The following is a 23,722-nucleotide window of genomic DNA, read 5'->3' as shown; positions in this document are numbered from 1 at the left end:
TGATAAATCTACATGAACGATTCAAGATTTCAGATCGCAAACTGCGTAAAAATATCTTCAATTTGCGCATCATTGTACGATTTAATCATATCATAATAGTAACTTATCATTTATCACATAAATCCTCATTTACAGCACTTTCTTAGCAGAAAATTCATAGAAATGACCGGCATTTTCGCCGCCCGTTTCGGCATGCGTTTTTAACAATTTTGTAACATTTGCTACCATTTGGCAAGCCCCGCGATAGCCCTCCGCATTGGATCGAAAGTATTATCCAAAAACACCTGACACCTATATCCACTTTTCTCAATCCGGACCAACTTCTGCTCATGGATCAAAGCCGCATCAATCCCATTCTGGAGAAAATCTCCGCCGTTCGTATCGCCGTATATGGCGACTTCTGTCTGGACTCCTACTGGGTCATGGACGACCGCACTTCCGAAGTGTCCATAGAAACCGGTTTGCAGGCCCTGGCCGTTGCACGGCACTACTATACGCCGGGCGGTGCGGGCAACGTCGTCGCGAACCTGGCAGCGCTGAACCCGGCGGCTATCCGGGTGATCGGCGTGGTGGGCGATGATATGCAGGGGCGTGAGCTAACGGCCCAGTTGCAACAGCTCGGCGCGGATACGGATTCGCTTTTGATCCAGAAGGCGGATTTCAACACATATAGCTATCTCAAACGGCTCGTGGGCGGGCAGGAAGAGCCGCGCATTGATTTTGGTGTATATAATGAAAGGAGCGCCGAAACCGACCGGCAGCTTGTGGCCGCGCTGGAAAGGGCATTGCAGGAATGCGACGCGTTGATTTTCAACCAGCAGGTAACGGGCAGCATTACGAACGAAGCGTTTATCGACGAAGTGAACATGCTTTTCGAGCGCTATCCAGACAAAATCGTAATGCTCGATTCGCGGCATTTCAACGATCGCTTCCGGAATACTTACCTGAAATGCAACGACCGGGAAATCGCTTCGCTGAACGGCCGGGAAGTGACGCCTTACGAAAATGTGCCCGTGAGCGATGTGAAAGGTTATGGTACCGAAATATTCGGCCGGTACCGCAAGCCGGTGTTCGTGACCTGCGGCGAGCGCGGCATTATCGCATTCGACGAGGCCGGGCATCACGAAGTACCGGGCATCCAGCTGAAAGGCAAGCTCGATACCGTGGGGGCCGGCGATACGGCCATCAGCGCCATTACGCTTTGCCTCGCAGCCGGGTTGCCACCTGCCGAGGCGGCGGCATTCGGTAATTTCGCCGCGGCCGTGACCGTACAGAAGCTATTCACAACCGGCACCGCGACCGGCGAAGAAATTATGTTGATGGCCAAAGACCCGGATTTCATTTACAATGCCGACCTCGCCGAAAACGAGTGGTCCGGCACCCGGCGGACGGCCACTTATTATCCCGACACCGAATTCGAAATCTGCGTTCCGGAGATCCTCGACAAGCTCGGACATATACGCTATGCCGTTTTCGATCACGACGGCACGATCAGTTCGTTGCGGCAGGGCTGGGAAGAGATTATGGAGCCGGTCATGATGAAATCCATCCTGGGCGGACAATACGACACGGTCGATGCCGGCACGTTCCACAAGGTCCAGGCGGAATGCAAGGCATTTATCCACAAAACCACTGGTATTCAGACGATTTACCAAATGGAAGGGCTCGTAAACCTCGTGCGCGAGTTCGGCTTTGTACCCAAAGACCAGATCCTCGACAAGTTTCGGTACAAAGAGATTTACAACGACGGCCTGATGGAAATGGTGAACAAACGCATGGAAAAGCTTGCCAACGGCGAACTCGGTCAGGAGGATTATACCATGAAGGGCGCAGTGGCATTCCTGCAAGCACTCAAAGAACGGGGCGTAACGATGTATCTCGCCAGCGGCACCGACGCGGACGACGTCCGGAACGAAGCCGAAGCGCTCGGTTACGCCGATTTGTTCGACGGTGGCATTTACGGCGCATTGCGGGATTATACCAAGTTTTCGAAGAAAATGGTGATTGAAAAGATCATTCGCGACAATAACCTGCAAGGAAAGGAACTGGCCGTATTCGGCGACGGCCCCGACGAAATCCGCGAGGGGCGGCGCGCTGGCGGCATTTCCGTGGGCATTACAAGCAATGAGGTACAGCGCTTCGGTCATAACCCCGCCAAGCGCCCGAGGCTCGTACGCGCCGGTGCCCAGCTGCTGATCCCCGATTTTTCGCAGCATAAAAAACTGATCAGCCTGCTGTTCCAGGAAAGCGAAAATTACGCCGAAGCCTGATGCGCGCATTCGAAAAACTCCTGATTTACTGGCTGGTTTGCGGCTTACTCCCGGCGCTCGTTTCGTGCCGGAACGGGAAGGCACAGGAAGAGGAAGCGCCTTTCTATCAGGATCAGCCATTTACGCAGGAATACCACGAGGCATATCCGATCGACGGTGCCGGGGAGGTGCGCGCGGTTTTGCCCGAGGCCAACGGCAACGTATGGGCAGCTGCGGCGAATGGTGTTTTTCTCAAATTGAATCGTGAAAGCAAATGGAATGCCGTACTCCCCGACTCGGCAAACGGACCGGCATTTGCCCTGGCCCAGGATGCCTCGGGAACAATGTATATGGGTGTTTGGAACGGGTTATACCAATATAAAAACGGTGTTGCCACGAAAATGAATGGCCCTACCGGCCCTGTTTCAGCCATTTGCACCGATGCCCGAAACGTCCACGCCATCGGCCCGAATGGCTTCTGGACAGGTAATGCGAAAGGTTTTATCAAGCAAAATGCCGCCATCGCAAGGTCCGTGCGCGATGTGGTTAGTGACGGAAAAAACGGCTTGTGGATAGCTTCGGACGTAGGGATTTACCACTGGACGCCCGAGAGCCTGGAACATTTTTACCAAACCGGCGCATTGATTGCCGGTTATGCCAAAGGGCTGGCATTCAACCACGACGGCAAGCTGTGGATCGGCGGGCTGGGCGGGGTTACCATTCAAAATAATGGTAAAAAAGAAGCTGAGCTGCGGCCTGAGAATGGCATTCCTTCGACCTACGTCACGGCTGTGCGCCGGGCTCCCGACTCTTCGATGTGGGTCGGCACGCAAACGGGCGTGGTGCGTTTCCGGAAGGACGGCAGTCGTTCGCTACTGTTTTCGAGAAGATGGTTGCTGGACGATCAGGTCAACGACATTGCTTTTGACAGTGAAGGCAATGCATGGATCGCGACGCCGCAGGGCGTGAGCGCGATCAGGAAGCGGAATATGACGCTGGCTTCCAAAAGCGCCTTTTTTTATGATGTATTAATGAAAAGACATATCCGCGAACCGTGGATCGCCGGGCAGGCGCATTTGCGGGTTCCGGGCGACACCGCGAGCTGGGAGCCGGAAGACGACGATAACGACGGCGAATACACCGGCAACTACCTCGCGATGGAAAGCTTCCGCTACGCCGCCATCAAAGATCCCGTCGCGAAAGATAACGCCCGGAAAGCATTCGGTTTTCTGAAGATGTTGCAGGAAGTGACGGGTACCGACGGTTTTTTCGCGCGCACGATCATCCCCGCCACCTGGACGCGCATGCACGACGACAACAGCACGTATACGGAGCGCGAGCGCGCCGAAGAGCTCGCGAAGGAGCCCCGTTTCAAACCGGTGGAGGTGCGCTGGCATTTGTCGCCCGACAAAAAGTGGCTCTGGAAAGGCGATACAAGCAGCGACGAAATGTGCGGGCATATGTTTGGCTACTATTATTATTACACGCTCGCGGCCGATGCGGCTGAGAAGCAGCGCATTGCCGGGCATGTGGGTAAAATCGTCGATTACCTGATGGCGCATGGGCTCAATTTTGCGGATGTGGATGGTACGGCCACGCGCTGGTCGGTGTGGTCGCCGGACCAGCTCAACCGGGACCCCGAATGGCTGCCCGACCGCGCCCAGAATTCGATGGAAATGCTCGCTTTTTTGAAACTGGCGCATTACATGACCGGCCAGGAAAAATACCAGAAAGAATATCTCCGGCTGATCGAAAAGGAGCACTACCTCGAAAATATGCAAGCCGTAACGAAGCAAAACCCGGCCTGGTTTATCTATTTCGACGTAGTACTGCAAGCCTACCTCTACCCGATCCTGATCCGTTGCGAAAAGGATCCTGAGCGTTCGAAATTTTACAAAAATCACCTGGAAGAGTGGTTTCGGAAGCGCCAAGACGACCATAACCCGCTGATCAACTTTATCTACAACGATTGCCTGGATCAAAAAGCTGAGCTCAAAAACTCCGTCGATTTCCTCATCGATACGCCGCTGGACCTGGTAGACTGGCCGATCGATCACCGGAAGCGGGAAGATATCCGCGTGGTACGCACGCCGGTGCTGGAAGACGAGCAGGTGAGCGAACTGCAACCGGCGAGCATCCGGCTCACGGTGCGCTGGGACAAAAACCCGTGGACACTGGCAGGCGGGAACCCCGAGGTGGAACGCGAACCGGTTTTCTGGCTGCTACCCTATTGGATGGGCCGCTACTTAGGCATGATTTCGAAATAATTCAGTAAACAACTACCCATACCCATGCAAAAGCCTTTTTTATTACTACTCCTATCACTGACGACGAGCATCTACACGCGGGCACAAGGGCCAGCGGTGCATAAAGACAAGCCTTTTTTGCAGGATTTCAGTGTTAAATATTATGCGGATACCACACAAAGTTCGCTTCTGCAAGTCGCGGCTGACCGCAACGGCGTGGTTCAAATGCTGGCTAAAGAAGGCCTCCGGCACACTTACGACGGCCAGTTCCTGTATCCCGGCAAGGTAGTCCCTGACCGGAATTACCGCTATATGAAGGACAAGCAGATCAGCGGCCTCATTTCATACGAAAACCAGCTCGTGTACCTCACCGACCAGGTCGTGTTCAGCAACGCGTGGGCGGGGACATTGTTTTCGAAGCACAATCTACCCAAAGCCAGACGATTCGCCGGCGGCAGGGATTTCATGTTCCTGGTTTCGGACGGTGAATCTTTGGAGCTGATCAAGGACTCGAAAAGCCTCTGGAACGGCAAACTGCCCGACGATGTCGTAACGGACGTCGCATTTCAGGGTAATGCCAACCAGTTCTGGATTTTGGGAAAAAAATCATTGTACAAACTGGGCGCGCAGGACAAGAAACTGACCAAGGCGCTCAGCGGCAGCGATTTTACCGCATTCGGCATTGCTTCAAAGGAAAGGAGTATTTTCATCGGTACCGGCGACGGGTATCTGGTTTTCGATATTTCAACCGGCAAACAGACCGGCAACATTCTCCGCAAGCTACCTGCTACCCGCATTACGGCCGTGCAGGAGGTCAATGGCAAAGTGTGGTTCGGCTCCGACCTGGGTGCATTCGCATTACGCACCGATGGCAGATATGATTACTATTTCGGTGAGCGCTGGCTACCCGGAAACGTGGTGACCGACATTCAGAAGGGACCTAAAAACTCGGTATTGGTGCTTACAACGAAGGGTTTGGGCCAAATCCAGTTCAAACCCATGACGCTGGAAGCGAAAGCGCTGCTGTTTGAAGACCAGGTACGGCAGCGCCATATCCGCAATGGGTTCAATTCGCAGCTCGTAGGCCTCATGCATGGCGACCTTTCCACCGGCTACATGGAAGATTCCGACAATGACGGCCTATGGACGGCGATGTATCTCGGTGGGGAGATTTTCCGTTATGCCGCTACCAAAGACCCGGAAGCATTACAGAACTGCCGCGAATCGATGGATGCCATGGAGCGGCTCTACACCGTGAACCCTGTGGCGGGATTTCCGGCCCGTTCCTTCGAGCGTTCGGGACATATCAATGAGCTGCACGACATTGAGCGCTGGCAGCATTCCCCCGAAAAAGAATGGGACTGGAAAGCGACGACGAGCAGCGACGAGGTAATCGGCCACATTTTCGCATTCGGTGCCGCCGCGGAACTTATCGGCGACCCTAAAATCAAGAAACAGGCCATCATGCTCATCGATACCGTGATGTCGCACATCGTGAAAAACAATATGTACCTCATCGACTACGACGGCAAGCCAACCCAATGGGGCAAATGGCACCCCGACTACGTGAACTCCTTCCCTACCAACGTGGGCGACCGGAAACTGAACTCTTCAAACATCGTGGCCATGCTGCAAACGGCCTATCATTTCACCAAAAAAGAGAAGTACAAGGCGAAAGCGATGGAATTGATGACGAAACACGGCTATCTCGAAAACATGATGCGCCCCATGAGCGTCATCGGCCGCGCGCCGGAAGATGCCGACGAACATGCGAAACACATGTCCGACGGCTGGAACCATTCCGACGATGAAATGTATTTTCTCGGCTATTGGGGGCTTTACCGGTATGCATTCAACGATACTTTGAAAACGAAATACAAGCAGCAGATCCTCGACCACTGGCAAGCCGAAAGGCCCGAAAAGGAAGGGGCATGGAATATTTTTACGGCCATTACCAGTCCGAAAGAGTTTGATTTGAACGAAGCCGTATGGTATTTGCAGGAACATCCGATCGACCTGATCGACTGGGTGATTAAAAACAGCCATCGCAAGGATATCGAAAAATTGGAGCCTAATTTTCGCAAGCAGACCACCAAAGAGGTACTGCCGCCCGACGAGCGCCAGATCCAGCGTCACAATGGCAACATGTTCAGCCTCGACCGAAACGGCGGCAACGGCGCCAGCGAGCACAGCGCCGGGGATATCTGGCTGCTGCCTTACTGGATGGGCCGGTACCTGGGCGTGATCAGCGCCCCTCAAAAGTAGAATTTGCCATGAAACTTGTTTCTATCCCGGTTTTATCGTTCCTAACAATACTCAGCATGCCATCCTGCCAGACAGACATCGCCGAAAAACAGATCACGCACGACCTGAGCTACCACCACGACCTGGACAACAACGACAACTTTTCGCCGGACGGCAAATGGCTCGTATACGACACCCGGACGGACGACGGCGGCATTGCAGAATCGGCGCGGATCGAGCGTGTGAACATTGAAACGGGAGAGAAACAAGTTCTTTTTCATATTGATGGCAATGCCAAATGGGGGCCAGGCGCGGGGGCTGTGAGTTACAGCCCGAAGGAAAATAACGTGGTATTCATCCATGGCCTTTCCCACAGTACGCAGGACAATCCGTATCAGCAATGGCGCCGCACGGGTGTGATCATCAACGACGCGCACCCGAACGTGCCCATTTACATGGACGCCCGCGACGTGACGCCCCCGTATACACCCGGCGCATTACGCGGGGGCACGCACCGGCACGAGTGGAGCGGCGACGGCCAGTGGATCGGCTTTACCTACAACGACGCTATTCTGAAAGCACTGGAAGATTCGACCGGCCAGAAACGGAATTTGCGGACGATCGGTGTTTCGAAAAAAATTCGCCCCGTCAATGTGGAAAAAAACGATGAAAACGTCTCCGGTGAATGGTTCAGCGCGCTCGTGGTGCGGGTGGTATCCAATCCCAAGCCCGGCAGCGACGAAATCAGTCATGCTGCCAGCGACAGTTGGGTAGGCCTAAATGGTTACGTTACGCCAACCGGCAACAGGCAAATGGCGCGCGCGTTTCTCGGCACGGTGAAAGACAGGAATGGCAAGGACGTTCCCGAAGTGTTCGTCGTGGACATCCCCGCCGACATTACACAGCCCGGTCCGCTCGGCCCATTAGAGGGCACCGACGATGATTTCCCGATGCCTCCCAAAGGCGCCACACAACGACGGCTGACATTTACCGCCAACACGCCACACCCCGGCTGCTCCGGCATCGTCCGCGCCTCCGCGGACGGCGGCCAGCTCGCATTCGTGGCCAAAGATGCAAAGGGTATCAATCAGATTTTCACGATTTCACCCAATGGCGGCATAACCAGGCAGCTCACCGAATGCGCATCCGACATTACCGGCAATCTGCGCTGGCATCCGGATGGCAAGCATATCACCTATGTTTATGAAGGCAGTATTGTGCTTTGTGAAACGGGCGATGGGGCATTTAAGGAAAGAATTCAAATGTTAACCGAACCTTCGGAAGCGGCTCCCACTAACCTGATATGGTCGGCGGATGGCAAGATGCTGGCGTTTAACAGGCTGGTGAAGAATGACGGGGGTATGGCTACGCAGCAGGTGTTTGTGCTGAATGTGCCATAGCCGCCATTATTCTGCCTCGTGCGGGAACCGTACTTTTCTGTAAACCGCAATCAAAGGCAGTTCGGCGTTGAAATAGGGAAGCTTGATCACATCCTCCATCTTGTCATAAAACTCCACATACCAACGCTCGCCGTCGCGAATGTGCATTTCGACACTGCACTTGGTTTGCTCGATTATTAAATAATAGATGAGTGACGGATCTGCGGAGTACTCCCTTAACTTGTCAACGCGATCGATCCTGGCAGTGCTTTCAGATAGTACTTCGACTATCAGAAGCGGTAAAGTGGTATAACGAATGGCGTCACCGTCTTCCTCACAAATCATAAAATCGGGAAGGCGGACAACCCTGCCCTCTTCCAGTTTCAACTTCACATCATTTTGGTAAAACTCGTATTGACCGGCTTGCAATGCGTTTCCTAAATGCCGATGAATATTCCCGGCAATCCTATTGGAAGTAGTAGTTTCTCCTGCCATCTCGATGATTTCTCCGTTGACGAATTCGAACCGGCCTTCGTGTGATTCACAAAAGGCGAAGTATTCTTCCAGCGAATAGAGTTTTTCAGCCACAGCTTCCATAATTTCTGCTTTGTTTTCAAAATTAATGAATTACAGGACAATAGGATTGGCAAACGTTGAATGTAAACGCAATTTACGAATCACCCAACCGTTTCGACGACCTCCTGATAATTAGTGCTGAGCGCAGAATAATTGGGTCCTGGATGAGTGGTTTGGTGCCGTTCAGCTGGGCCAGGATCGCCATGATGGCGGTTTTGCCCATTTGGTAGCCGGGGTAAAAGATCGTGGTGAGTTGCGGGGTAATGACCTGGGAGACGGGGTCGTTGTTGAAACCGACGATCGCAATGTCGCCGGGGATCGTGTAGCTTTTTTCCTGCAATGCCTGCATGCATGTGACTGCGCAGAGGTCGTTGGCGATAAAGAGGCCGTCGGGTTTGGCGGGCATTTGATCTATATGGTCGGCAATTGATTTGCCGGCGTCCTGGCTCAGGTCCGTGGAAAGAATTGATGCGCTATCGGCTTCGATGCCGGCTTCGGATAGTGCTCTTTTGAAGCCATCCATGCGATCCGCGTAGACATTTCTGCGGAGATCGCCGGTGACGTGCATGATCCTGCGGCAGCCTTCATCCAGCAAATGGCGCGCGGCGTCATAGCCCGCCTGCTCGTTGTCGATCACCACGCTGCCGCATTGCGGATGCTCCATAACACGGTCGAAAAACAGTACCGGGATATTCCGGCTGATGAAGGCAGCAAAATGGTCGATCGATTCCGTATCGTAGGCTACCGACACGAGCAAACCGTCCACACGGCTGTTAAACATCGTTTTCGCATTGGCTTGCTCCTTTGACTCGGATTCCAGTGACTGACTGATTAGGAGGTTATAGCCGAAATTATTAGCCACTTCCTCCATCCCCGCCAGCACGGTGGACATGAAATTACTGTTCAGCCTCGGCACGATGACACCCAGCGTATTCGTCTTGCGCGTCCTCAAATGGCTTGCGAAAGTGTTGGAACGATAGCCCAGCTCGGCCGCCTTTTCCGCAATCAACGCCTTGGTTTTGACGTTAATCGCCGGATGGTCGTTCAATGCCCTGCTCACCGTCGCGGGCGACAATGCGAGTATTTTTGCGAGGTCGTAAATGGTAATTTCTTTCTCCATGTTCCTTTCGGTGTAAGGGCTTGTCGCCGGCATGTGCGTCTGTTGGTTTATCCTTCGCGCTTGATGGTCAAATATTGCCCGGGGGATAAATTTACAGGAATTTAATGCAATCGGTTACAATACAATATTATATTTATATTTTAATAAAAGAAACACGCTCGATTATGATTCAAACCATGCGCTGGTTCGGTCCTAATGACCCGGTGTCGCTGATGGACATCCGGCAGGCGGGATGCAGCGGCGTCGTGACGGCGCTGCACCAGGTTCCCGTTGGCGACGTATGGACAAAGGAGGCGATTCAGGAAAGGATCGCGCTGGTAGAGGCGGGCAACGATCGGCATACGGCATTAAAATGGCTCGTCGTGGAAAGTTTGCCGGTGCACGAGCATATCAAAAAGGGCCTGCCCTCGCGTGACGAATACATCGAAAATTATAAAAAATCGATTCGCAACCTCGCCGCGGCCGGCATCAGCACGGTTTGTTACAATTTCATGCCGGTGCTCGACTGGTCGCGTACCGACCTCGCTTACACGTTCCCGGAAGGCCATAAAACGCTGCGGTTCGTATGGGAGGATTTTGCATTATTCGATCTCTACATTCTGCAACGACCCGGTGCGGAAACCGAATATGATGAAGCAGTGCGGGACTCGGCGCGGTTGAAACTGCAAAATATGTCGCCGGCCGACATTCAGGCTTTGACCAATACGGTACTACTCGGGCTACCGGGCTCGGAGGAAGCATTTGAGCTGACCAATTTTCAGGAATTACTTCATGCATATGCCGAGATCGGTGATCAGGAGCTGCGTGAAAATCTGTACTATTTTATCCGGCAGGTAGCGCCCGTGGCGCAGGAGTCGGGCATACACCTTTGCATTCACCCCGACGATCCGCCGCGGCCATTGCTCGGCTTGCCGCGTGTGGTGAGTACCGAGGCTGATCTCGCCGAGTTGATGAGCGCGTGCGACCTCCGTGCCAACGGCATTACCTTCTGCACCGGCTCGCTGGGCGTCCGCGCGGACAACGATCTTCCCGGCATGATCCGCCGTTTCGGCGACCGCATTCATTTCGTGCACCTCCGGACTACCAAAAGGGAGGCCGAAGACAACCGCAATTTCCACGAAGCCCCGCATCTGGATGGCGACGTGGACATGTACGAGGTCGTAAAAGCATTACATCAGGAGGAGCTCCGGCGCCAGGCGGCGCATTACGCCGATGCCCTGCTCCCGATGCGCCCCGACCACGGATTTCAAATGCTCGACGATTTACATAAAAAAACATATCCCGGCTATTCCATGATCGGCCGGCTCAAAGCCCTGGCCGAGCTGCGGGGGCTGGAAATGAGCATCGCGCGATCGGTACGGGACGTTTAGTTATAGGTTTTATTGATTAAAATTACATGTCTATCACTCATACAATTCATTCAGCATTAAACATCTTCTCACTGGAGGGCAAAATCGCCCTGGTGACGGGTGGCGGCAGCGGGATCGGGTTTCACATTGCCCAATGTCTCGCGCAGGCGGGCGCGCAGCTCGTGATCACGGGCCGTCGTGAAGAAGTTTTGAAAGATGCATTACCGGCGCTCGGCACAGATGCCCGCAATTTCGTTAATGACATTACGGACCTGAAATCGCTGCCCGGCCTCATTGCCGACATTGAATCGGAGGTCGGAGAGATCGATATTCTCGTGAACAATGCAGGTATCAATATGAAAAAACACGCGGTAGAGGTAACCGACGAAGATTTCGACCGCATTATCCAGACCAACCTGCACGCCGTTTTCACCATCACACGCGAATGCGGCAAGCGCATGATCGACCGCAAGCGCGGGTCTATCCTGATGATCACCTCAATGGCCGCGCTGTACGGTATCGACCGGGTAGTGGCGTACACCGCATCCAAATCGGCCGTAGGCGGAATGGTGAAGGCATTGACGACCGAATTTTCGCCTTACAATGTGCGCGTAAATGCCATCGCACCCGGGTTCATCGAAACGCCGATGATGCTCACCGCGATGAACGGCGACCCATCACGCCGCGACAAAGCGATGGACCGCACCCCCATGGGCATATGGGGCAAGCCCGACGACATCGGCTGGGCATCCGTATTCCTCAGCTCCGACGCCGCGAAATTTATCACCGGCGTTTCGCTACCCGTCGATGGCGGGAATTCGATTGGATTTTAGGGATGCACCGCTCCTCTTTGTGAAGCTTTCATTTGTATTAATACCTTTCCCAATATCATTTCAATGAAAAAACAAAACATACTCAAAACATGCCTTTTCAGCCTGCTAATGATCGGGCTGGGATGGCCGGTGAGCACACACGCGCAGAAGATCAAGTGGAACAAAGTGAAAATTTTGGTTTACACTAAAAACGGCAAGGGTTATGTGCACGACAATATCGCCAACTCGAAAACGGCGATCCTGGCGCTGGGCAAGCAAAACGGCTTCGCGGTTGACACTACTTCCGATCCGGCGAAGTTTACGGATGAAAACCTGAAACAGTATGACTGTCTCGTGTTTTCAAACACGAATAATGACGTATTCGATACCGATGCGCAACGGGTGGCACTCATGCGGTACATCCAGGCGGGAGGGAACTTCGTCGGACTGCATTCGGCTTCTGGAACGGAGCGTAAATGGCGGTGGTTCAAGGACTTGCTGGGCGGAACTTTCTTCTGGCACGAGCCGGGGCAAGGCTTTTCCGTTAAGGTCCTCGACCCTAAAAATCCTGCGTTGGCGCATTTGGGGAATACCTGGCAGCGGCAAACGGATGAGTTCTATTTCATTAAAGAACTGGGTGTGAACCTGAACGTGCTGGCGGTTAACGACCATTCTACCATTCAAAAACCGGCCGGAAAAGCGCTCGATACGTTTGGGGACGTGTTCCCGTCGGTGTGGTGGCACGAGTACGACGGCGGTCGGGCATTCTACACCTCGCTCGGCCATCAGAAGGAAGATTATGAGAAAGAAGATCTCCGCAAACACATACTCGGCGCTATCGAATGGGCCATCGGGCCGCAGAAACCGCGGAATTACGGCAAGGCATACGCTACCAGTCCGCAGGATGCGGTGAAAGGTGCGGCATTGTCCAGGTAAAAGAACTCATCAGTCATTAATCCTAAATCTGCATACAAAATGAAAGATCAGCAGGAGCAAAATCAAGACAGAAGGTCATTTTTGAAGGCCACGGCGAAAGGTACCGCCGGCATTATCGCCGCTTCGATGTTCCCGACCATCGTGCCGTCGACGGTTTTTGGCAAAAATGCGCCGAGTAACAAGATCAATATCGGGCAGATCGGCTTCGGCCGTATCGGCTCTACGCACGACTTGCCGGAAGTGATCAAAAATGAGGCCGCGCACGTGATCGCGGTGGCGGACCTGGACAAGAACCGGTTGGCGAAAGGCAAGGAATGGATCGAGCGGAAGTACGTGGAGCGCACCGGTAAGGATAAATACCTCGAAGTAAAAACCTACGACGATTACCACGAAATCCTCGCCCGCAAAGATATCGACGCCGTCATCATCAGCACGCCCGATCACTGGCATGCGCAACCCGCGATGGAAGCTGCCGTGGCCGGAAAGCACATTTACATGCAAAAACCGACCTCGCTGACGATCCGCGAAGGCCGCCAGATGGCCGATATGATCAAAAAGAAAGGGGTCATATTCCAATTGGGCAGCCAACAGCGTTCGGTGAACCCGTGGCCGCAGTTCAAGCGCACCTGCGAGCTCGTACGCAATGGCCGCATTGGCAAACTGAAGAAAGTATATGTGGGCCTCCCGGGTGACCCTGCGGGAGGAAGTACCGCACAAATGCCCGTGCCTTCGAACCTGAACTACGACATGTGGCTCGGCTCAACACCCGAGATTTTCTATACCCTCGATCGCGTGCATTCGCAAACGGACATCAACGACCGTCCGGGCTGGCTCCGTCTCGAACAGTTCGGCGCAGGTATGATCACCGGCTGGGGCTCGCACCACATCGACATCGCGCATTGGGGCATGGACACCGAGCTCACCGGCCCGATCGAGATCGAAGGGAAGGCTACATTCCCCGCCAAAGGTTCCGGACTTTGGGATGTGCACGGCGATTTCCTGGTCAATGCATTGTATGAAAATGGCGTAGTGATGGAAATCGGCGGAACCAACCCGAATGGGGTGAAATTTGAAGGTACCGACGGCTGGATATTCGTTTCGCGCGGCAATGTGGGCGTCACCGCCTCCGACCCGGTAGCGGCACAGAATGCGAAGGAAAACAAGGCATTCTACGCGAGCGACCCGAAAATCCTCGGCTCGGTAATCGGCGAAAAGGAAATTCACCTGTACGAAAGCCCCGAGCAGCACCAGAACTGGATCGAAAGCATCCAGAGCGGCAAGCAAACGATCAGCCACGCCGAAATCGCGCACCGCTCCTGCACGGCCTGCCTCCTCGCCCACACGGCAATGAAGCTGGGCCGCAAGGTAAAGTGGGACCCGAAAAAGGAGCAGTTTATCAATGACAAAGAAGCGACGGCGATGCTGTCGCGGCCGCAGCGCGGGAAGTATGGGACTAATAATGTGAAGGGGTAATCTTCTGAAATATCCTGGCTGGCATTGGCTGGTCAGGATATTTTTATAACTTAAATGTTTCCAAATTTAGAAACACATACTTACACCTATGAAAAAGGCCCCAATGAAAATCTACACTTTGGACGAGATGATCGACAAACATGTAGGAGAAAGAGGCACTCCACGGCGTGAAGCCTTTGCGCATCGTTTGAGCATGGACCTACTCGGACGCGCAATCAGAACACTTCGAAAAGATCGTAATCTTACACAGGAACAGCTCGGGGAGTTGGTTGGCGTATAGAAAGCGCAGATATCCAAGCTCGAAAATGGCACCAATAGTGCCACTATTGACACCATTCTGAAAGTTTTCAGCGCCTTAAAAGCAGAAGTTCAGTTCAATGTTACAGTTGATCAGCAAACACTCGCCATTCGATAGCAGTGAATACCGGTAACGTAAGGGAACATCAATAATTCCCCTTATACTCCCGCGGGGTGTGCCCGATGTATTTCTTGAAATTCCTGTTGAAATTCGATAGCGAGTCGAAACCGCTGTCGTAGGCGATTTGGGCGATGGTCCATTTGTCTTCGAGAAGCAGCTTGCAGGCGTGGCCGATGCGGATTTCGTTTACGAAGTCGATGAAAGTTTTGTTCGACCGTGCCTTGAAATAGCGGCAGAATGCGGCCTCGGTCATGCCGGCGAGGGAGGCGACGTCGCTGAGGCGGATTTCCTGGAAGAAATGCTGCAGCACGTAGTTGTGCACCTTCTGCATGCGCTCGGTTTCTGAAACTTTGTAGTTATTGACGTAGCCATAGCTCGAAATCGGTTCGCCGGTGGCGTCGTGGGCCAGCTTGTCGAGCAATGTCAGGAGTTGCAGGATACCCTTGAAACCTTCCACGCTCGTGAGCGCCACGAGTTCGTCGCGGATATGCTCGGCCAGTGCGCCTTTGTAGGAAATGCCCCGCTTCGAGTCGGCGAGCAGCTGGCGAAGGCCGAGCATTTCGGGCTTGTCGAGAAAGTCTTTTCCCAAAAAATCTTCCTGAAAATAAAGCACGATGCCGTGGGTCATCAGGCTGGAACCTGTTTCAAAATAGGCCGGATCGCTGCGCCACAGGTGCGGAACATCCGGGCCGAGGAACACCGTATCACCCGGACCGAACGTGTGGATCGAGTCGCCTATCAACCGTTTACCAGTTCCCTCTAGAACGGTAAATAATTGGTAGTGGGGATGAAAATGCCAGTTAGGGTCGAAATGAGACTCTTTCAGTTCGTGAACAGTAACGGTACGGACCTGGCTCTCTATATTTTTATGAATGGGTGCTTTCATCTTCTATCAGTATTTTACCCAAAATATCGGCAATAATACGATAATACTATCAAAATAAGATTACTTCGGCACAAAATCCTTCAAAATTGATTAGGGCGCCAATAAAAGATTCCAGCCTTAAAACCGTTATAATTTATACTGTGTGCTTTCGGAAGGCTGGCATATTTTTTGTAGATTTATAAAGCCGCCCAACTTTTTTGCAACCTTTTTTGCGAGTACGATGTCAGTTAAAGGTAGTTCTGAAAATAATTTAAGTGTATGAAAGCCCTTGTACTTCCAGCAGCATCCGTGCTGTTTTTTTCGCTGTTAACCGGTTGTGGAAAAACAACCACAATCAGCAGCAACATGGAGTTAACCGGCAAATGGCAATTGGACAGTATCGTGCAGGAGGACGTTACCATCAGGAAACCAGCCACTACAAAAGGCCTGATGGACATTGGCCTTAATTTTAAAGAGAAAGGCGAACTGGAAGGCACCACTTCCACCAACATTCTGACGGGGTTCTATGAAACGGCCCAGCAGAATACGATCCAGATCGGCGGCGGCGGCACCGAAAGGGCCGAAACGAATTGGGGTAACCTCTTCGTGAATGCATTGCCCAATGTGAATCTCTACGATTTAAAGGCAAACAAGCTGATCCTGTATTACGAAAACAGCAACCAGCTCATTTTCAGCAGAATTCAGTAATAAGGTTCTATAAAACTCCATCGAATGGCGGTCTCTTACCAAAGGGTCGCCATTTTTCTTTGCCGGCTGCTGGTTCTATTTTATCCCTATATCCAGATAAACGGCCGCCAACTTGTCAATATCAGCTAAGTACTCGTCAAAACGTGTATATTAAACAGTACTTTTTTACTTTAAGATTGTATACTGAAAAGACACGGGCATTTACACGCCGCCTTATCCATTCGCCAGCGAGATAAATTCGATTTTTGATGAAGTACAGCATGAACCTCCTTTTGTGGGGAAACCAGATTGACGAAAGCCTATTTCCTACCCTAGAACTCATTAAAGAGATCGGTTTTGACGGCGTCGAGGTGCCGATCTTCAATACAAATCCCGAGCACTGGTTTGCGTTCCGCCAGAAGCTCGACAGCCTCGGCCTGGCTTGCGAAACGGATACCATTTGCGGGCCGTCCGAGCACCTCATCAGCGCCGATCCCGCCATGCGCCGCCACACGATCGACCATTTAAAAAGTGCGCTGGATTGCTCACTCGTGCTAGGCGCAACCCGCCTGATGGGCCCTTACCATTCAGCATTGGGCGTTTTCACCGGCAAGCCTGCCACCGAAGAAGAATGGCAATGGGGCATCGAAGGCATCCGGGAAGTGGCCGATTACGCCGAATCGCTGGACATTACCCTCGGCCTCGAATACCTGAACCGCTTCGAACTGTACCTCACCAGCTGCGGCGACGAGATCATCCGTTTCATAGACGAGGTCAACCACCCGAACTGCAAGATCATGTTCGACACTTTCCATGCGAACATCGAGGAAAAGAATATCGGCGACACGATCCGCAAGGCCGGCGACCGCATTTCGTTTATCCAGCTCTCCGAAAACGACCGCTCTACGCCCGGCAAGGGCAATGTGGATTGGGAAGGCGTTTTCCAATCGATCCGCGATATCAACTACGACGGCTGGATCAGCATCGAAGCATTCAGCCCGAAACTGCCGGTGGCTAACATCTGGCGCAAAATGTTTGACTCGGAAGAGCAGCTCATGCGCGAAGGCCTCGCATTCATCAAATCCAACCTGGGTTAACCTTTTACACCCGAAACTTTCAATATCCCTGTCGTCAGCTAAATGTAACTTTTAGCCACATTTGGCTGACGATAAAACAATTAGCAGAAAAAATTGAATTATTAAAACGAATTAAAAAATGAGTGCCTAATTGCAAAACTCATTATTTGGGATTGGTCTAAATAAGACTATTTTTGCCACCTGTTTGGCAGTACCTAGTTTATTTAACCCCTGCATCATGAGGCTATTTTGCTTACTCATTCTATCACTTTGCTGTTCCGCGGCGTTCGCGCAAACGGGCCAGATCGACGGGAATATTAAAAATGCCGCCGGCCAGCCTGCGGAATCTATCAACCTGATCCTCAAAGGAACAGGTAAAGGGACGCTCACCGACGCCGCCGGTAATTTTGAATTTACCGCATTGGCTCCCGGCCATTACCAGCTCATAGGCACAGGCGTGGGCATCAGGCGTATCGACCGCAGCGTGCACGTGAAGGCCGACGAAACGGCAACGGTCGAAATCACGTCAGAAGAGAATGCACAGGAACTGCAGACGGTAGAAATCACCGGTCGCAGGGAAACATCCTACAAAAACGATCTTTCCTTTATCGCCAGCAAAACCGCGACGCCCATTAAAGAGGTACCGCAGGCTATTTCCTACATCACCAAGGAAGTCATGCGCGACCAGGGCACATTCCTCATGGGCGATGCCGTGAAAAACATGAGCGGCGTGAACCAGTTTACCTTTTACGACGATTTGACGATCCGCGGTTTCCGTATGAACGGCGGAAGCACTACCCAGCTGGTGAACGGTCTCCGTACATTTTCGGGCTTTTGGAAACAACCGCCGGTGAACTATCTCGAACGCGTGGAGGTCATCAAAGGCGCGGCGTCCGCATTGTACGGTAACACCTCGCCGGGCGGGACGATCAATCGCGTGACTAAAAAGCCGCTCGCAACGCCTCAAAAATCGCTGAGCTTTACGACCGGAAGCTTCAATACATTGCGCACGCTGGCCGATTTCACAGGCCCGATGAACGAAAAGAAAACGTTGCTCTACCGCCTTAACCTGGGTTATGTCAATGCACAGAACTTCCGGAACATGCAGTTCGACAAAAACATTATCGTGGCTCCGTCAGTGTCATTCCTGCCGACCGAGAAGACCCGCATTAACTTCGACCTCGTGTTCAACCGCTCGAACAGCCGCCTCGACCGCGGCCAGTCGGTGAAGGGTAACGACCTGTATTCGAGCTCGATCAAGACTTCGCTGAATGCGGTGAACGATTATCTCAATGAAGAGACCTACCTGATTACTACTTCACTGAACCACCAGTTTACCCAAAATACCTCGTTCAATGTCGCTTACCTGCGTACGGGCTATTCCGAAGACCTGCTCGAACACCGGAGCAGCAATGTGAATGCAGTCGATTCGGCAGGGAAAGCCATCGAAAACCTGGTAGCACGGCAGGTGTTTGTTCGCAAGACGAAGTCGTTTATGGATAATGTGTCGCTCTTTTTCAACCACAACTTCAACACCGGCATTGTGGAGCATAAAATGGTAGCGGGTTACGACTTTATCCAATCATCCACGCCCAAAGGTTCGGGCCAGCAAACGGCGAACGGCTACCTGCTGAAAGCGGGCGGCGCGGCGGCTTATAATGCGAAAACGCCTGAGAAATACGTGTTCTACAACTACACCGAGAACGGAAAGACTTACAGCATTCCGAAGCCGAACATTTCGCATTACGACCTTACGCTGCAGAACAATAACATGGAAGATCCTTCCAAATACATTTACAACGTAACGGCCAACTCCGCCACGACACCCGTTCTCTACAAAGTGCACGGCTTGTATTTGCAGGAACAACTGAAAATCAGACGCTTGCAAATCCTGCTCGGCCTGCGCTATGATACTTATATTGATAAAAAAGGCTACACGACCAACAACGAGCAGAATGTAACCCAGCACGCATTGCTACCGCGTATCGGGGCGGTGTATACGCTGAATAACCACATTAACGTGTATGGTACTTACACGGAAGGCTACAACCCGCAGGACCCGATCGTGCAAAGCAACCCGCTATCGGGAGGGCCTTTCGATCCGCTCCGCAGCAGCCTGTCGGAAGCCGGTTTCAAGACAGAATGGCTCGATGGCCGTTTGACCGCCAATATTTCGGCCTACAAAATCACGCAGAAGAACACCCTGTATTCCGCCAACGCCTCCGACCAGCCTGACCTGATGGTCCAGATCGGCGAGGAGGCGGCGAAAGGAGTGGAATTCGACGTGACGGGCAACATCCTGCCAAACTGGAACGTGATCGTCACTTACAGCTACAACGACGCCAAGATCACGGAAGCAGGCGCCCGCGCCGCCGACCAGGTGCTTGTGAACTTGCAAAAGCCGAACGCGCCGAAAAACCAGGGAAGCTTCTGGACGAAATACACGTTTGTGAACAACTTCCTCAATGGCTTCGGCGTCGGCCTCGGCGGAAACTTCGTGACCGAGCGTAACCTATCGCTCAACAACAACCAGACTTTGCCGGGTTATGCCTTATTGAATGGTGGGGTTTATTACAAAATCGACAAATTCCAGGTTCAGGTAAACCTCAACAACCTGACCAACAAGACTTACTGGGTGGGCGGTTACGATTACCTGCGCCTATTTCCAGGCGCGCCGCGCAATTTCATGGCGACGATTTCATACACATTCTAATGCGTGCTCTTTCATAAACTGTGAAAAAGACATTCAAGAAAATTGCATCGCAACTACACTTATGGCTGGGGGTTTCCTCCGGTCTTGTGGTTTTTATAGTGGCGCTCACGGGCAGCATACTCGTATTCGAAGAAGAGCTGGAACCAGTGATTTATCCTAAATTTCACGTGGTGGAAGCTCCGGAGAATCATCCGGCACTTCCGCTGGATAATCTCCGCGAAACCGTCGCGGCCCGCTATCCGAAACAGCGCATTACCCGCATTACCATCGAGCCCGAAGCCGGCCGGACGGTTATTTTCAGTTTGGTCAAAGGCAAAAAAGAGAAGGATGTTTTCTCGGTCGCAGTAAACCCGTACACCGGCGAAATCACCGACACACGCCGCGAGAACGAATCATTTTTCCACATTGTACTCCAACTGCACCGGTACCTGTGCCTGGAAGACACCGGCAAGGCCATTACGGGCGTCTCGTGTGTGCTATTCATTGTGATTATGATCACCGGCCTGGTGCTCTGGTGGCCCAACCGGAAGCAGACGAAGCAGCGCCTGACCATCAAATGGGGCGCCAAATTCAAACGCCTCAACTGGGACCTGCACGCCGTATTCGGCTTTTACATACTCCCATTCACCTTCCTCATCGCCCTGACGGGCCTTGTTTGGAGTTACAAATGGGTGAATAGCATGATCTTCCTCACTTTCGACGGTAAACCGCAGCAAAAACGCGAAGCACCGGCGAATGCCAGCACAGTGAATGCGCTATCTTCCGGTGGTAATGCATTAGCCAAAATCACCGCCGAAACCAACCGCCTGCTCCCCCACCCCGGACGCATTCAATTCACACTTCCTGAATCCGACAGCCTTTCGATTACCATTTCCAAAGTCAACGAAAACGCTTCCATCGCCAACGTGGTCGATTTCCTTTATTTCGACCAGAACGATGGCCATTTGCTCAGCAAGCGGCTTTATGATGATGAAACCACGGGCATGAAAGTGCGTAGGTTGGTGTTTCCGATTCATACCGGGAGCCTTTGGGGGTTGCCTACGAAGATTTTAGCTTTGATTGTGGCGCTCATTACCGCTACGCTGCCGGTTACGGGGGTGATTATTTGGGTTGGGAGGAAGTTTAAGAAGAAGAAGGTTAGAAGGGATGTTACTACCAGCAAGGCGATTTTGGAGAAATCAAAAGCCGTTGTTTGATAAGTTTTTCTAGCCTTCTGATAAATCAATTTGGCGGATTGTCCTACAAAGCGAATGGTGCCAAGAAAGAATCTAGTGCCATTCGCTTTTTTTGCATTAAACCAAAACCTTTTCTGCCATGAAAGTCAAAAATCCACACTACGAAGTTTCAAATGACGAGGAAAATGCCGCATTGATTGAAAAGGTGGGCGCGTTGATGAAAAAGGGCGAAAAGAACACGACGGCAGAGGAAAGACGGCATATTCGCGCAATGGGCGAGGCAATAATGGCCTACGAACAAAGTATTTACCCCATTCCTGAACCTTCTTCACTGGAAGGAATTCTTGAATTACGAATGTATGAAATGAGGATGAAGCATCAAGATCTCGCTCAAACGCTTGGAATTTCGCAGGAAGAGCTTGAAATGATCATGTGGGAGGACAAGAAGGCGGACATCTCAATGCTGAATGTTATTCAAGAGAAACTCAAAATTTCTCCAGAAGTCATCTCACATTATACCCAACGGTTGTGAAGACTTTTACTTCGCTGGAACAGGCATTTGAATGGTGGATAAAAACCATTTACCCAACAATACCACCAAGCTTAAAAGAAGGTAAATACCGCAATGCATGGCGCGACTATACTTTTAAGAAAGGGATTTCCCAAAAGCGTATGAGAGAGGTACTTTCTGACTTTGGAGAAATCTCTGAGAAAGTCACGATCACTTTCGATTTGAAATAATTTCTTGTTGGAAACCTGCACAAATCACTATCTTTGTCTCAATGAAGACATTCGCTTCCATAGAGGAGGCTTTTCAGTGGTGGCTGACCAACATCTACCCATCACTTCCAGCCGAAGTAAAGAAAGGAAAATTAACCTACGCTTGGAGAGACTTCACTTATAACAGAGGCATTTCGCAAGCAAGAATGAAAGAAATCCTTTCCGAGTACGGAGAGATTGAAGTGCAAACTTTGATTAAGTATTCTCCTAAGTAAATTTTTTTGAATTGGATTTGTTGGAAAAATGAACAAATATTTAATTTCAAACTTCACACAACTATGAACACACTTCCCGATTCTCAAACACCAGCAACTGCTGAATTGCAATGCCGAATCGAGTCATACGATCAAAGTGAATCTCAGCAGCAAATCATCAAAGACTTCTTCCTGAAAGATAGCGGCCCCGAAATGATCGAGTCACTCAACACGCTCATCGAAACATACCTATTTACCGAAAACCTAACTCATGTCACGCCCGAAATGCGCGAACACATCGTCAATCAACTTCGTGTAACTACGTTAATTGCAAAGCTAGACGCCACCAACATCGCTAAGCATTAACCTCCTCTTTAACCAAAGCCTTCAACCCCAAAACCTCCATCATCTCCCGGTCCTGGCTTAGCCCCGGATTCGGCGTCACGAGCAGCTCCCCGTTCTCGTTCGTAAAAATCGAATTGGCCCCGGCCATGAAACAGAATGCCTGCTCGTATTCACTCATTTCCATGCGGCCGGCGCTGAGGCGGACCATCGCCTTCGGCATCAGAATGCGCGCAGTGGCGATCATCCGTACCATTTCCCAGGTATCCACCTTTTTCATATCGCCCAACGGTGTCCCCTGTACGCGGGCAAGGGCGTTTACAGGTACGGACTCCGGGTGCTCGGGCATGGTGGATAATGTGTGGAGCATTTGAATGCGGTTTTCACGGGTTTCACCGAGACCGATAATGCCTCCGCAGCATACGGATATGCCCGCGTTGCGTACGTGGTCGACCGTGTTCAGGCGGTCGTCGTAGGTGCGCGTGGTGATGATTTGCTCGTAATATTCGGCGGACGAATCGAGGTTATGGTTGTACGCGTAAAGGCCCGCGGCTTTGAGCTTTTCGGCCTGGGTTTCGGTGAGCATGCCGAGGGTACAACATACTTCGAGGCCCAATGCCGCTACATCTTTCACCATTTCCAGCACGCGGTCGAAATCGCGGTTATCTTTCACTTCGCGCCAGGCCGCAGCCATGCAGAAGCGGCTCGAACCGCCTTCGCGGGCGCGGCGGGCGATGGCCACCACGTCGTCCTTTTTCATCAACGCTTTTACTTGAATGCCGGTCTGATAACGCGCCGCCTGACCGCAATAGGCGCAGTCTTCCGGACAGCCTCCGGTTTTGATGGACAGCAACGTGCATACCTGGATGCGCTTCGGGTCGTGGTATTGCCGGTGGACGGTCGCGGCATCGTAAATGAGGCTGAGTAAAGGGCGGTTGTAAATGCTTTCGATCTCTTCGAAAGTCCAGTCGTTGCGGATGGCTGCGTCTTGCATGGCTTATCGTTTTGACGCAAAATTAACGGGCCCGCCCAGGCGGGTTTGCATCCGGTTCCGAAGATCTGCGATAGTCCGGGCAACAAAAATGCCT

General features: G+C 52.1%; 20 protein-coding genes. 16 read left to right on the top strand and 4 right to left on the bottom strand.

Going from position 1 to position 23,722, the window contains the following annotated elements; translation table 11 throughout:
• Positions 1-329: 329 nt before the first annotated feature.
• Genes H144_RS0108870 through H144_RS0108855 form a run of 4 tightly spaced genes read left to right on the top strand, consistent with a single transcriptional unit; the run spans position 330 to position 8,139 of the window.
• On the top strand, positions 330-2,270 hold the full coding sequence (locus H144_RS0108870; RefSeq protein ID WP_019941706.1) for a PfkB family carbohydrate kinase: 1,941 nt from the start codon (positions 330-332) through the stop codon (positions 2,268-2,270).
• Complete coding sequence (locus tag H144_RS0108865; RefSeq protein ID WP_019941705.1) at positions 2,270-4,516, top strand: ligand-binding sensor domain-containing protein; 2,247 nt, start codon at positions 2,270-2,272, stop codon at positions 4,514-4,516. The genes H144_RS0108870 and H144_RS0108865 overlap by 1 nt, the downstream gene beginning before the upstream one ends.
• Before the next feature lie 24 nt (positions 4,517-4,540).
• Positions 4,541-6,760: a hypothetical protein gene (locus tag H144_RS0108860; RefSeq protein ID WP_019941704.1), complete on the top strand. Its 2,220-nt coding sequence runs from the start codon at positions 4,541-4,543 to the stop codon at positions 6,758-6,760.
• 8 nt (positions 6,761-6,768) lie between these two features.
• Entirely contained in the window at positions 6,769-8,139 is a 1,371-nt protein-coding gene (locus H144_RS0108855) for a DUF3748 domain-containing protein (protein WP_157504597.1), read from the top strand.
• Positions 8,140-8,145: 6 nt separating this feature from the next.
• Here H144_RS0108855 and H144_RS0108850 read toward each other — a convergent pair whose 3' ends face one another.
• Positions 8,146-8,715: a Uma2 family endonuclease gene (locus tag H144_RS0108850; protein ID WP_019941702.1), complete on the bottom strand. Its 570-nt coding sequence runs from the start codon at positions 8,713-8,715 to the stop codon at positions 8,146-8,148.
• Between the two features lie 73 nt (positions 8,716-8,788).
• A complete protein-coding gene (locus tag H144_RS0108845; RefSeq protein ID WP_033402545.1) occupies positions 8,789-9,814 on the bottom strand; it encodes a LacI family DNA-binding transcriptional regulator in 1,026 nt (341 codons plus the stop codon).
• A 164-nt stretch (positions 9,815-9,978) separates the two neighbouring features.
• On the opposite strand from H144_RS0108845, the gene uxuA reads away from it, so the two are divergent.
• The 4 genes from uxuA (at position 9,979) to H144_RS0108825 (ending at position 14,384) form a co-directional block, all read left to right on the top strand.
• Positions 9,979-11,184, top strand: a complete 1,206-nt coding sequence (gene uxuA, locus H144_RS0108840; RefSeq protein ID WP_019941700.1) for a mannonate dehydratase — start codon at positions 9,979-9,981, stop codon at positions 11,182-11,184.
• Positions 11,185-11,210: 26 nt separating this feature from the next.
• The gene (locus H144_RS0108835) at positions 11,211-11,996 is read left to right on the top strand and encodes an SDR family NAD(P)-dependent oxidoreductase (protein WP_019941699.1); all 786 of its coding nucleotides are present in this window, start codon (positions 11,211-11,213) and stop codon (positions 11,994-11,996) included.
• A 63-nt stretch (positions 11,997-12,059) separates the two neighbouring features.
• Positions 12,060-12,911 (top strand): ThuA domain-containing protein, encoded by an 852-nt coding sequence (locus tag H144_RS0108830; RefSeq protein ID WP_019941698.1) that lies wholly within the window; start codon positions 12,060-12,062, stop codon positions 12,909-12,911.
• 39 nt (positions 12,912-12,950) lie between these two features.
• The gene (locus H144_RS0108825; protein ID WP_019941697.1) at positions 12,951-14,384 is read left to right on the top strand and encodes a Gfo/Idh/MocA family protein; all 1,434 of its coding nucleotides are present in this window, start codon (positions 12,951-12,953) and stop codon (positions 14,382-14,384) included.
• Positions 14,385-14,827: 443 nt separating this feature from the next.
• Here H144_RS0108825 and H144_RS0108815 read toward each other — a convergent pair whose 3' ends face one another.
• Positions 14,828-15,688: an AraC family transcriptional regulator gene (locus H144_RS0108815; RefSeq protein ID WP_026350525.1), complete on the bottom strand. Its 861-nt coding sequence runs from the start codon at positions 15,686-15,688 to the stop codon at positions 14,828-14,830.
• A gap of 258 nt (positions 15,689-15,946) precedes the next feature.
• Between H144_RS0108815 and H144_RS0108810 the strand changes: the two genes are divergently transcribed.
• The 8 genes from H144_RS0108810 to H144_RS0108775 all read left to right on the top strand — a co-directional run bounded on the left by H144_RS0108810 (position 15,947) and on the right by H144_RS0108775 (position 22,658).
• On the top strand, positions 15,947-16,375 hold the full coding sequence (locus H144_RS0108810) for an META domain-containing protein (protein WP_019941695.1): 429 nt from the start codon (positions 15,947-15,949) through the stop codon (positions 16,373-16,375).
• A gap of 248 nt (positions 16,376-16,623) precedes the next feature.
• Positions 16,624-17,451 carry a sugar phosphate isomerase/epimerase family protein gene (locus H144_RS0108805; RefSeq protein ID WP_019941694.1) on the top strand — a complete coding sequence of 276 codons (828 nt, stop codon included), beginning with the start codon at positions 16,624-16,626 and terminating at the stop codon, positions 17,449-17,451.
• Between the two features lie 217 nt (positions 17,452-17,668).
• The gene (locus tag H144_RS0108800) at positions 17,669-20,143 is read left to right on the top strand and encodes a TonB-dependent siderophore receptor (protein ID WP_019941693.1); all 2,475 of its coding nucleotides are present in this window, start codon (positions 17,669-17,671) and stop codon (positions 20,141-20,143) included.
• 20 nt (positions 20,144-20,163) lie between these two features.
• A complete protein-coding gene (locus H144_RS0108795) occupies positions 20,164-21,339 on the top strand; it encodes a PepSY-associated TM helix domain-containing protein (protein ID WP_019941692.1) in 1,176 nt (391 codons plus the stop codon).
• Positions 21,340-21,457: 118 nt separating this feature from the next.
• Positions 21,458-21,850, top strand: coding sequence for a hypothetical protein (locus H144_RS0108790; RefSeq protein ID WP_019941691.1), 393 nt, complete (start codon positions 21,458-21,460; stop codon positions 21,848-21,850).
• The gene (locus H144_RS0108785) at positions 21,847-22,059 is read left to right on the top strand and encodes a hypothetical protein (RefSeq protein ID WP_019941690.1); all 213 of its coding nucleotides are present in this window, start codon (positions 21,847-21,849) and stop codon (positions 22,057-22,059) included. Before H144_RS0108790 ends, H144_RS0108785 begins: the two co-directional genes overlap by 4 nt.
• 41 nt (positions 22,060-22,100) lie before the next feature.
• On the top strand, positions 22,101-22,313 hold the full coding sequence (locus H144_RS0108780) for a hypothetical protein (RefSeq protein ID WP_019941689.1): 213 nt from the start codon (positions 22,101-22,103) through the stop codon (positions 22,311-22,313).
• 63 nt (positions 22,314-22,376) lie between these two features.
• Positions 22,377-22,658: a hypothetical protein gene (locus H144_RS0108775; RefSeq protein WP_019941688.1), complete on the top strand. Its 282-nt coding sequence runs from the start codon at positions 22,377-22,379 to the stop codon at positions 22,656-22,658.
• Here H144_RS0108775 and bioB read toward each other — a convergent pair.
• The gene (gene bioB / locus H144_RS0108770) at positions 22,648-23,628 is read right to left on the bottom strand and encodes a biotin synthase BioB (protein ID WP_019941687.1); all 981 of its coding nucleotides are present in this window, start codon (positions 23,626-23,628) and stop codon (positions 22,648-22,650) included. The genes H144_RS0108775 and bioB overlap by 11 nt on opposite strands.
• Positions 23,629-23,722 lie beyond the last annotated feature (94 nt).

The organism is Dyadobacter beijingensis DSM 21582, assembly GCF_000382205.1.
GTDB lineage: Bacteria > Bacteroidota > Bacteroidia > Cytophagales > Spirosomataceae > Dyadobacter > Dyadobacter beijingensis.
Note: the sequence above shows the minus strand (reverse complement) of the source record. Positions and strands in the feature narration are given on the sequence as shown.

Bases quoted from the DNA above. Each gene is read 5' to 3' on its own strand.
- H144_RS0108870 (WP_019941706.1), top strand. From the start codon at position 330: ATGGATCAAAGCCGCATCAATCCCATTCTGGAGAAAATCTCCGCCGTT.
- H144_RS0108865 (WP_019941705.1), top strand. From the start codon at position 2,270: ATGCGCGCATTCGAAAAACTCCTGATTTACTGGCTGGTTTGCGGCTTA.
- H144_RS0108860 (WP_019941704.1), top strand. From the start codon at position 4,541: ATGCAAAAGCCTTTTTTATTACTACTCCTATCACTGACGACGAGCATC.
- H144_RS0108855 (WP_157504597.1), top strand. From the start codon at position 6,769: ATGAAACTTGTTTCTATCCCGGTTTTATCGTTCCTAACAATACTCAGC.
- H144_RS0108850 (WP_019941702.1), bottom strand. From the start codon at position 8,715: ATGGAAGCTGTGGCTGAAAAACTCTATTCGCTGGAAGAATACTTCGCC.
- H144_RS0108845 (WP_033402545.1), bottom strand. From the start codon at position 9,814: ATGGAGAAAGAAATTACCATTTACGACCTCGCAAAAATACTCGCATTG.
- uxuA (WP_019941700.1), top strand. From the start codon at position 9,979: ATGATTCAAACCATGCGCTGGTTCGGTCCTAATGACCCGGTGTCGCTG.
- H144_RS0108835 (WP_019941699.1), top strand. From the start codon at position 11,211: ATGTCTATCACTCATACAATTCATTCAGCATTAAACATCTTCTCACTG.
- H144_RS0108830 (WP_019941698.1), top strand. From the start codon at position 12,060: ATGAAAAAACAAAACATACTCAAAACATGCCTTTTCAGCCTGCTAATG.
- H144_RS0108825 (WP_019941697.1), top strand. From the start codon at position 12,951: ATGAAAGATCAGCAGGAGCAAAATCAAGACAGAAGGTCATTTTTGAAG.
- H144_RS0108815 (WP_026350525.1), bottom strand. From the start codon at position 15,688: ATGAAAGCACCCATTCATAAAAATATAGAGAGCCAGGTCCGTACCGTT.
- H144_RS0108810 (WP_019941695.1), top strand. From the start codon at position 15,947: ATGAAAGCCCTTGTACTTCCAGCAGCATCCGTGCTGTTTTTTTCGCTG.
- H144_RS0108805 (WP_019941694.1), top strand. From the start codon at position 16,624: ATGAAGTACAGCATGAACCTCCTTTTGTGGGGAAACCAGATTGACGAA.
- H144_RS0108800 (WP_019941693.1), top strand. From the start codon at position 17,669: ATGAGGCTATTTTGCTTACTCATTCTATCACTTTGCTGTTCCGCGGCG.
- H144_RS0108790 (WP_019941691.1), top strand. From the start codon at position 21,458: ATGAAAGTCAAAAATCCACACTACGAAGTTTCAAATGACGAGGAAAAT.
- H144_RS0108780 (WP_019941689.1), top strand. From the start codon at position 22,101: ATGAAGACATTCGCTTCCATAGAGGAGGCTTTTCAGTGGTGGCTGACC.
- H144_RS0108775 (WP_019941688.1), top strand. From the start codon at position 22,377: ATGAACACACTTCCCGATTCTCAAACACCAGCAACTGCTGAATTGCAA.
- bioB (WP_019941687.1), bottom strand. From the start codon at position 23,628: ATGCAAGACGCAGCCATCCGCAACGACTGGACTTTCGAAGAGATCGAA.